The organism is Candidatus Zixiibacteriota bacterium, assembly GCA_022865345.1.
GTDB lineage: Bacteria > Zixibacteria > MSB-5A5 > MSB-5A5 > RBG-16-43-9 > RBG-16-43-9.
This window is the reverse complement of record JALHSU010000212.1, coordinates 1-10,196: the sequence shown is the minus strand read 5'-3', so window position 1 is coordinate 10,196 and position 10,196 is coordinate 1. Positions and strand designations below refer to the sequence as shown.

Here is a 10,196-nt window from a genome sequence, read left to right as displayed (position 1 = left end):
GTGAGAAGTATTGGCAGAAGGTAAAGTGAAGTGGTTTAACGAGGCTAAAGGTTTCGGTTTCATCCAGCCTAATGATGGGAGTAAAGACGTTTTCGTCCATTATTCAGCCATTGAGGCACAGGGCTACAAGAGTCTGAATGAAGGAGACGGAGTTAGTTTCGATACCACAGAGGGTCCCAAAGGACCCCAGGCAATAAATGTAGTTAAATTGCAGTAAATGATTTAGCCGCATTGACGAACCCCGCTTGAAAAAGCGGGGTTTTTTTATGCAGTTGTGCTGCCAGGTGGGACTACCTGACAGAACAAAAAAAGTATATGAAATATGTGCATCTATTGTTTCACTTGCTTCTTCTTTAGTACTTCGTATAGAGCCTGAAGAGTGCTCAAGGTTATAAGTTCAAAATTGCTAAAATCCCATTCAATATTAATAAGAGGTTTGAATATAAACTTCTTTTCGCCATCCTGCACTACCATAACATCATCATGTAATACCTTATATTTCGAAATTCTTATATTCTGTTTGAGCAAAGCTCTATAATGTTCAAACATTTCAGAAGGCAAAACTGCCTTGAAAAAAGACCAACTACGTGTAGCTACCGCCTCTTTTTCAAGTACCTCATCTGAAGGCTCGGATTCAGGTGCTTCGACAAGCGGAGACAAGATTATGCTCCCCTGATGAGCAGTGAAATGTCTGTTCAGTCTGAGTTGTTTAATCCATTGCAGGAACCTCTCTTCTTTAAATAAATTACCTAAATTCTCATCAACAGAAATAATTTTGGAAACAAAATCCTTACTGGCAATACTTATTTGGTAAAACCGTCTGACTCCTAAATTAAGTGCATTATTTAATATGCGTGACAATTGGTCTATACCACCCCAGAGTAGAAGATAGTAGTAGCACAAGTAGTAAGATGACTCAAACTTAAAATCTTGTCTTTTCCAATTATGCCTTTTTGCATAGTTACGTTGTTGAACATAAAAAAGTAATTTGTCTCTGGTATATAAAATATGTGACACTCTATTCAATAGTAAAGATCTAACCATTTCAATTGTATGCTTATCTAAGCCAACTTCTTTGAATATGGTTCCATACATTTCATAAGCTTTCCTCCCAAATTTATCGCCGAATATATGGAATCCCTGCCACGGCATATTCCAACATGGATCAGAAAATGACCAAGGAACCTCATGCCCTTTTACAAAAACCTCTATACTCTTCTTAGCTCCATCACGATTTTCCACAAAAAAATACCTCTCCCTCTCTTTATTCAAAAAATCCATGACTTCCTTCTTTTCAGTGACAACCAAATCAGCGTCAACAAATTCAGCCATTAACTTAACCTTTTCCTTATAATCCGGTACGTCTTTGCCTAATATGACCGGTGTTAACCCTAACTCCTTGCAAATGGTTAAGTATCCAGAATTTAAAATCGGAGGTATAAATAATTCTAGATAAGCTGGAGAGTCTACAATATCGTTTAAATAAACCTCGAGAGTGCAAAGCTCTCGAATGAATGGGAGAAAATTCATAAAATCTTGGTCTTCTCTTAATTCGATTAAGATTTTAAATCTATGATTCAATAAACCGGCTGATTCAACCTCAGGATATATTTTCCCGTAGACAAAAGGCATAGGAATTCTTTAGAAAAAATGACTATATTTAAAATTAGCACCTTCCCAGATAAAAACATGTTAACGTCGCTCGGCACAAATATATATGATAATTGTCTAATTTTCAAGTTCCGTTTTGTCCGGTAGAGCAAATATACCGTAAACGGCGTGGTGTGGAAACCGCATTAGTCCAAAAAACAGATTCTACCATCGTCCCGTAACCCACAATCTGATGACAGAGTTGATGGATTTATTTCAAATCATTTAGCATCTCGTCTATCTTTTTCACGTCGTCGGCTCTGTTCTGTTTCTCAAAAAGGTCTCTGGCAATCAAAAGCTCCTTTTTTGCCTCAGACCTCTTATTTATGGATTTATACAACAGCCCTAAATTAGCTTGTGCCTCAGCATAATTGGGCTTTGTCCTTATTGCCTCCCTGAACTCCTCTTCTGCCTCAGAATACCTTTTCAAATTGACGAGCAAGACCCCCAGATTTAGGTGTGCCTTAGCATAATTGGGATTTATTCTTATTGCCTCCCTGTATCCCTTTTCTGCCTCAGCATACCTCTTCAGGTCGACGAGCAAGACCCCCAGATTGAAGTGTGCCTCAGCAAGATTGGAGTTCATTCTTATTGCCTCCCTGTATTCCTTTTCTGCCTCAGCATACCTCTTCAGGTCGACGAGCAAAACCCCCAGATTGGAGTGTGCGTCGGCATAATTAGGATTTATTTTTATTGCCTCTCTGAATTCCTTTTCTGCCTCATCATACCTATATAGAACTCTGAGCAAAACTCCCAGATTGGAGTGTGCCTCGTCAAGATTGGGGTTTATTCTTATTGCCTCTCTGTATTCCTTTTCTGCCTCAGCATACCTATTTAAAGCTCTCAGCAAAATCCCCAGATTATGGTGTGTGTCAGCATCATTCGGATTTATTTTTATTGCCTCTCTATATTCCTTTTCTGCCTCAGCATACCTATTTAATCCGTGCAAAATGACCCCTAAATTATTACGAATCGACGAAGCATTAGGTGTAATCCTAACAGCATTCTGTAATTCCTTCAGCCCTTCTTCCATTTTTCCCTGATAATAGTAACAAGAAGCCAAGTTAAAATGTAATTCAGCTACGTCGGGGAGAAGCTCTGTCAATACCTTATATGACTGCTCTGCTTCAACATATTTTCCATTTTGCAAATCCTCTGTAGCGCTTTTTATCTTATTGCAGACTGCCTCACCCACTTCACTGCAGGATTTACCAATTGTTCTTATGATTTCCTCATAAGTCCTTGGAGCTACAAAGCCATGTTCTTCGATTCTTTTTTGGAATTCAGCACCTACCGTGTGAGTTAGGTCTTTTTTTGCAGCGCCCTCATAACTGGAGTAAACGGCAACAGTGAGAGCAATTAGACCTAAAACAATTGTCATAATAAATAATGGCTTCTTGAAAAACGGGGCTGGCATGTGTTCTCCTCCGAATTTAAGGTAAAGGTGCATTTTACAATAATGTTCAATTGGTAAAGCCCTTCTCTTGCACTGCTTACCTTTATCAGTAACAGCTCTGCATTGTTCTGCCATAGCCGATACTCATGAATTAGCACTATTAGTAACAATACTAATAAACAAGTCAGACTTTGCTTGTCAAGCAATTTTCAGTTATCAACTTTCTGAACATCAGTAGTAGGTCAGGAGCCCCGTGCTTCTGACCCTATTCCTTTGTCAGGTGCGTAAGGCACCTGACCTACGATCTACTCTTTTAGCATTCTGAAGAGCCAAAGCCAGTGAAGAGATGGCTATTGTAAGCCGATTTATTCAAAAAGGGTTGTGAACTTACTGAAGAGGGTATCAATATGCCAGAGTTAAGAAAAGATATAGTAACGAGGGAATGGGTAGTTTTAGCTAAAGAAAGAGCAAAAAGACCTTCAGATTTTAGGAAAGGGGCAATAATTCATCAGGTCCAGGAACATGATGCTCATTGTCCTTTTTGTTATGGAAATGAATCGCTCACTCCTCCGGAGCTGCTGGCTTATCGTGAACGCGGAATAGAACCAAATTCACGCGGCTGGCGGGTAAGGGTTATTCCTAATAAATTTGCTGCCCTGGATAGGGCAGGGGAGCTTAATCGAAACGACATAGGTATTTATGACGTTATGAACGGAATAGGTGCGCATGAGGTCGTTATTGAAACTCCAAATCATGGAAAGACCATACCAACTATGGAGGAAAAGGAAGTCGAAGAGATCATCTGGGCTTATTGTGATCGTTATAATTCTCTAAGAGAAGACCCGCGCCTAAAATACATCCTGGTCTTTAAAAACCATGGGGAGGAAGCCGGGTGCTCCCTGATTCATTCTCATTCCCAGATCGTGGCTACCCCGGTTATTCCACAGAAGGTGTGGTCCAAGATAAAAGGAGTGGAGCAGTACAAAGAATATAGAGGTAAATGCGTTTACTGCCACATAGCAGATCATGAGATAGCGGCCGGGGAGCGTTTGATTGCAGAAAATGGAGGTTTTATTGCCTGTGCTCCGTTTGCCTCCCGCTCGCCTTTTGAAACCTGGATCATTCCCAGGAATCACAGGTCCTGTTTTGCCAGGATGTCCAGATTTGAAGTGACTGAGTTTGCACAGATCCTGAAGGAGACAATGTTACGCCTTTACCTTTGTCTTTCCGATCCCCCCTACAATTACACGTTATTAACCGGTACTTGTGATTCTGATGAGCTGGATAATTTTCATTGGCATTTGGAGATAGTGCCACGGCTGACCACACCGGCAGGGTTTGAAATGGGAACAAGTATTTACATTAACACGGTCCCTCCTGAGGATGCAGCAGAACATCTGAGGAAGATTGAAATTCCCAAGAACCGGACTGTTGCAGTGTAAAGCAGCTTTTCAGACCAATTATCCTCATGATATGAAGTAGTAGTAGTAGTAGGTCAGGAGCCCCCAAGGCTCCTGACCTACTTTTCTGTCAGGTGTTCAGAATAACCAGTCTGGAACCAAAGCATCTTACCTGCGAGGTTATTTCAAGCGTACAAGGAACGAGTCGATCTTGCGTGCAACCTTTTGTGCTGCTGGCGGGTCGTAATTCGAAAGAACAATAATCGTGTATTCGGTTTCGGGATTGGTTTCCACCATGGCATTGATTCCGGGAGCTCCGCCGGCAATGGCGATGCCAGCTCCGTTGATTTCCTCCGAAGTCTTGGGTGCCAAAAGCTTGTTTGTCTTGAGTGCTACCACCAGTTTCAGCAGATCGTCCACCGTTGAATACCCGCCTCCCGCAGAGCTTCCACGTGCAGGACGGGTGTAGATGTTATTGCGTCTCGGCTCACCGGGGTGGTCGTTTTCATCCCGGTTATTGGTATAACCGCTGGCCACATTCTCCGCAGGCACGTCAGCCTCGAGGTGGGTCGTGTTCTCCATATCTGCAATCTTATAGATATTATCACGGACATAATCGAAATAGGTCTGTCCACCCACCTTTTCAATGATTAGCCCGAGGACTATGTACCCGCCATTGGAGTATTGTCGATTTGTTCCTGGCTCGAACAAAAGAGGTTTATCCCCAAAAAGCGACAGATAGTCAGACAAGGTCCTGATGCGGTCCTTTGGAGTGAACTGATACTTCTCGCCAAAGAAATCTCCTATCCCGGAGGTCATGTCCAACAGATGTCGTATGGTTATCTTCTCAGCCGCTTCTTTATTGGGATAGTCCGGAAGATATTTGCTGAACGGGTCATCCAATCTGAGTTTACCTTTTCCCTCAAGCTGTTCAATCGCGATGCGAGTCAGGAATTTATTGATTGAACCCAAGTTAAAGCGCGTATCCACACGGTTAGGAATGTTGTATTCTTTGCTCGCCAAACCATAAGCTTTCCGGAAGATCGGCTTATCTCCTTTGGCGAGCATAACCACTCCAGAGAACTCGTCCTTAACTGATATCCCATTCATAAAAACATTGAGCTCCTTCAGCATCTCCGTTTCGGTCATCGGGGTCGTCGGAGCGTTAAGATCAGGTGGCTCATCCAGACGCATGATCCTTATGCCCAGGAGCTTATAAGGAACACTCTTTTCGAACTCGAAGGTAAGCTCAAGCCACGACTCATTGGCAGAGCGGGCAACAAGCTTGATCGCATCCGTGCTCTCCTTTATGATTTTTACCGGCTCTAATGTTGCCAGGTCGCTCTTAATCTGCCGATACATAGCCATGCGCTGTTCGATGGGACGCTCTTTAAGGGTACTGGGAACGATGTTCTGCTCCAGATATGTTCGCATGTCATTCTCATTGTTGCTGTTGAATGCGCTGAAATACGATTCAACCCGTTTTCCTGCCTCGGTCTCAGGAAAGCGAACCGTTGTTTCATCACCAGCATAAACAATACAAGCAAAAACCAAAATTGCTAGCAACGATATTGATGCTGTAAAATATTTTTTCATTGTTTTCTCCTTTCCTTAAAGGTTTTTCGACTATCTCTTTGTTATACACCGTCAGTGCAACAGAGTTCCCCATTTTTTCTATTCTCAGAGATAAATACTTTGAGTGAAGTGAGAGTAGGTTAGGAGCACAGGGCTTCTGACCCACAACTATTATTTTTTAATATGAGATACCCAGTTGCGAAAGTCATTCCATAAGGAGCAGGTAATATTTTGTAACTTCGAGATGGTCCTATCCGTATAATCTGGTGAGTCATACAAAATTGAGGAGGAATCTTATGGAAAAACAGACTGACACTAAGAGGATTTCACCTCTTACGTGGGTTATAATTGGCATACTTACATTAGGGGCTGGCACACTTATATTCTGGGCTGTAATTATGATGTTCTTCAAATAAAGTTTTAGGTTAGGGATAATTAGCTATCTCAGAGCTAAATTATGGGGGGAACGATAGCTATGGACACTCAGGGGGATGTTACTGCCTGCCTCTATCACAATTATGCTTCAATGGAGATTGAATTTCCTTTGAATATTATATTTGAATATTATAACTGAAACCAAAATAACTCTTGGCAAATCAAAGTAATCCAATTAAATAAAGTAGTAGCTTAGTAGCTCCGTGTTCCCGAAACTGAAAAAATTCATTTGTCAGATGCGCAAGAAACCTGACCTACGATCTGCTCTTTTAGCATTCTGAAGAACCAAAGCCAGTGAAGAGATGGCTGAGGTTAACTTCTTTCCATTCCTTGTAATTGACCACCTTTTGAAGACCTGCTAAAACGATGTAAAAAGGCTAATAATTCTCTGACCTGAATAGATTTTTCTTGCTTTTGAGCGTTTCTCACATAAATTCCTTAACCAGGTTCTTTGACGGGAGCAATTGCGGAGATTTTGTAGAAATAGGTAGGAAAGAAAAATCAGGGATTCGTACACCTATTTCTTGAATCGCTTAGGTGTCTTGTACAGAAAATTGCAACTTGTCTTTGCAGTACTATCCAGACTGTATAATCATCGTTAAGTCAAGCTAATAGACAAAGGAGAAATAGACGAGAACAAAAGTGGGTTTGTGGATTGACCATAGGAAAGCTCTTATCGTGGCTATTACGGACAAAGGGGAAGAAACAAGACTGATAATATCGAAAGTTGAAAAACAGCCCGGACGTTTTGATGGTGTACGTTCTACGACTCCCCATGAATCACGACTAGTGCCGGCAGATGATAGCCGCCAGAGAAAGTTTACGGGACATCTCAACATTTACTACGATGCGGTAATCGCGTCTATGCGTAATGCAGAATCCATTCTAATATTTGGTCCGGGTGAGGCCAAGGGCGAGCTGAAGAAACATCTCAAGAGAGCCAGACTTGATGGACGCATAGTCGGTATTGAAACAATTGACAAGATGACTGATCGTCAAATTTCGGCGAAAGTTCGACAGTACTTTCAAGAAAAAAGCGAGAGGATTTAAGAAACCGATTATATTAAGCTCAAAGGGAAGAACCGTCTTTCCAAAAGATTGTGATCAAAGGAGTTCGGCCATGTTTATCGTAGGTATAGAGCCAAAAGCCCCAGGGCTACACATTTTTAGTCATAATCATATGCCACGGCTAGGTTTGCCCCAGTTGTTGACTATCGCCAAACAAGCAGGTCATAGATGCGAGATCTATTGCGAGGAAATTGCGCCGATCCTTTGGGAACACGTGGGACGCGCAGACATGGTATTGATCTCCTCCATCACTTCGACGGTGCCTCGCGCCTATATGTTAATGAAGAAAATCAAAGAGGAAGTAAATCCTGACGCTCCCATCTTGATAGGGGGACCACATGTCACGTTTTTGCCTGAGGAGGCCCTCGATAACGGTGCGAATTATGTATTCAGACATGAAGCTGAAGAGTCTTTTGCCAGCTTCATTCAATGGTGGCTATCTGGAAAAGATTCTCATCAACTCTTGAACATACCCGGACTCTCATTCAGGATGGGGGATAAAATTCATCATACTTCGGTGCCTGAGCAGGTCGATCTTGATTCATTGCCTACGCCAGATCTGGATTTGATTTATGGATTTGAAAAACCGTATGCCATACCTCTCATTACGTCACGGGGTTGTCCATGGGATTGTGATTTCTGCTCCGAAGTCGCTATGTTTGGCAGAGCATACCGTTTTCGCTCGGAGCAAAAGGTTGCTGAGGATATCAAATACTATGACCGTAGATATGGCAGAATACCTGTTTTTTTAGCGGATGACAACCTCGGGGCCAATAGGCCAAGATTAGAACGATTGTGCCGAAGTATAATTGACAATCATCTGGTGCGTTCCCTTTCCGGTCAGATCCGGTTGGACCTGGCCAGATACCCTGAGTCGCTGAAGCTCTTGAGGCACGCTGGATTTGACAGGGCCTACATCGGCTATGAATCTACAAATCCAGAAAGCCTGAAGGCCATAGGCAAGGGACTCAGCTTCGATGACATGTCGGCGTTCACGAAGACCATTCACAGTTACGGAATAGATATTCATGCCATGTGGGTTCTGGGGTTTGATACGGATACCCTGGAAACAGTTAAAGCCAATATACAGGCTTCGATCAAGTGGAGATTAGAAACAACCCAATTTCTGATATTAGTACCTATTCCCGGCTCAAAGCTGTTCGAGCGATTCAAAAACGGTAATCGGATCTTCAATCTCGACTGGTCCAAATATGACGGGCATCATGTCACTTTTTATCCTGAGAGAATGACTCCTAGACAACTGCAGGTGGCCGTGATGTTAGATGCCATGCCGAGACTCTACAATCACTGGCAAACCCTGAGGATCTTCATAACGAATAATTACTGGAATGCGATAGGGTTCTTCAAGATTAAGACATGGCATCCGCTTCGTCGAGTCAAAACCATCTTCGAGACGTTAGTCGTTCGAGTTTGGGGTCGGGGCGCGACCAGAAAAATGAAAAAGCCAATCAGAGACTACCTCAGGCGGATTCCAGTAACCTCTTCTAAGCTAAAGCAAAAGAGTCCGACTGGTGATCCGGATTAATGTCAAATTCCAGCACTGTACTGGCTAGGAGACGCTCATTTCGCATCGTTTTTGGCTAAATTTCCTGTGGAGCCAGGAGTTACCTCCTGACTCCTGTGCAGTTGTGCTGTCAGGTGTTACCACCTGACAGCACACAGAAAATTTCAAGGAAAAAGGGTTTAAAGATATGGCTAAGTGGATAACGGATGATTTACATAAAAGATTTTTTGAAGGGACGCAGACTTGAGATACCAAAGTTCTTATACTGTCAAATTCTGTAGACCTTGGTTGTTATCAACCTGGGTTATTTTTGTAGAGACGCATGGCTATGCGTCTCTACTTTTTTTATAACTTAGTAGAAAGTAGGTCGGTTTACGCGAGCTACCTAACACGTCAATTGGATTTTTTTTGGGTGTTCAAAATTTTGAACCCCTGGCTGGCTTTGCGTAAGCTCAACACGCTGGCGCCGGACCTCCTTTGAACAAGTAATTTATCAAATAGACTACATCAGAGACTGTTATTTTTCCATCCCCATTGGCGTCCGCACAAGGGGCCAACGGGACGCACTTGGGAGCAGGACCTCCTTTAAATAGATAGTTAACAAGGTATACTACGTCTGAGACTGTAACTTTTGTATCGGCATTCGCATCGCCGCACACGTAAGACCCCGGGCAGGAGTAGACATAGGCTCGACCAGCAAAACTACCTCCCGCAGAATTACCGTGTGCTCCCACAATCAGGTCAGCATATCCATCCTTGTTCACATCACCTGCCCCGGAAACCGAAACTCCTAACTGGTCGTTCGCAGCCGCTCCGGTGAAAGTGTAGAGAAGAGCTCCGGTCTGACCGGAATAGACATAGGCTCGCCCGGCATAAGTGCCTCCCGGATACGCGAATGTTCCCACAATCAGGTCAGCATATCCATCCTTGTTCACATCACCCGCTCCGGAAACCGAACAGCCGAACTCGTCACCCGCAGCCTCTCCGGTGAAAGTGTAGAGAAGGGCTCCAGTCTGACCTGAATAGACATAGGCTCGACCAGCAAAACTACCTCCTGCACTATTCAAGAGTGCCCCCACGATCAGGTCAGCATAGCCATCATTGTTCACATCACCTGCTCCGGAAACCGAATAGCCGAAGTTGTCGT

Annotated in this window: 8 protein-coding genes; 4 read left to right on the top strand and 4 right to left on the bottom strand. The window is 43.2% G+C overall.

Annotation, left to right across the window (positions count from 1 at the left end; translation table 11 throughout):
- Positions 1–10 precede the first annotated feature (10 nt).
- A complete protein-coding gene (locus MUP17_10525; GenBank protein ID MCJ7459414.1) occupies positions 11–217 on the top strand; it encodes a cold-shock protein in 207 nt (68 codons plus the stop codon).
- A gap of 113 nt (positions 218–330) precedes the next feature.
- Here MUP17_10525 and MUP17_10520 read toward each other — a convergent pair whose 3' ends face one another.
- Together MUP17_10520 and MUP17_10515 are read right to left on the bottom strand one after the other, a co-directional pair.
- The gene (locus tag MUP17_10520) at positions 331–1,632 is read right to left on the bottom strand and encodes a hypothetical protein (GenBank protein ID MCJ7459413.1); all 1,302 of its coding nucleotides are present in this window, start codon (positions 1,630–1,632) and stop codon (positions 331–333) included.
- A gap of 229 nt (positions 1,633–1,861) precedes the next feature.
- Positions 1,862–3,181: a tetratricopeptide repeat protein gene (locus MUP17_10515; GenBank protein MCJ7459412.1), complete on the bottom strand. Its 1,320-nt coding sequence runs from the start codon at positions 3,179–3,181 to the stop codon at positions 1,862–1,864.
- A gap of 272 nt (positions 3,182–3,453) precedes the next feature.
- Between MUP17_10515 and galT the strand changes: the two genes are divergently transcribed.
- Positions 3,454–4,488, top strand: coding sequence for a galactose-1-phosphate uridylyltransferase (gene galT, locus MUP17_10510; protein MCJ7459411.1), 1,035 nt, complete (start codon positions 3,454–3,456; stop codon positions 4,486–4,488).
- A gap of 138 nt (positions 4,489–4,626) precedes the next feature.
- Here galT and MUP17_10505 read toward each other — a convergent pair whose 3' ends face one another.
- On the bottom strand, positions 4,627–5,880 hold the full coding sequence (locus MUP17_10505; GenBank protein ID MCJ7459410.1) for a beta-lactamase family protein: 1,254 nt from the start codon (positions 5,878–5,880) through the stop codon (positions 4,627–4,629).
- A gap of 1,218 nt (positions 5,881–7,098) precedes the next feature.
- Between MUP17_10505 and MUP17_10500 the strand changes: the two genes are divergently transcribed.
- Both MUP17_10500 and MUP17_10495 read left to right on the top strand, forming a co-directional pair.
- On the top strand, positions 7,099–7,506 hold the full coding sequence (locus MUP17_10500; GenBank protein ID MCJ7459409.1) for a hypothetical protein: 408 nt from the start codon (positions 7,099–7,101) through the stop codon (positions 7,504–7,506).
- A 130-nt stretch (positions 7,507–7,636) separates the two neighbouring features.
- Positions 7,637–9,070, top strand: a complete 1,434-nt coding sequence (locus tag MUP17_10495) for a B12-binding domain-containing radical SAM protein (GenBank protein ID MCJ7459408.1) — start codon at positions 7,637–7,639, stop codon at positions 9,068–9,070.
- A gap of 431 nt (positions 9,071–9,501) precedes the next feature.
- Here MUP17_10495 and MUP17_10490 read toward each other — a convergent pair.
- Positions 9,502–10,196: FG-GAP-like repeat-containing protein (locus MUP17_10490; protein ID MCJ7459407.1), on the bottom strand; the 695-nt coding region annotated here is incomplete at its 5' end.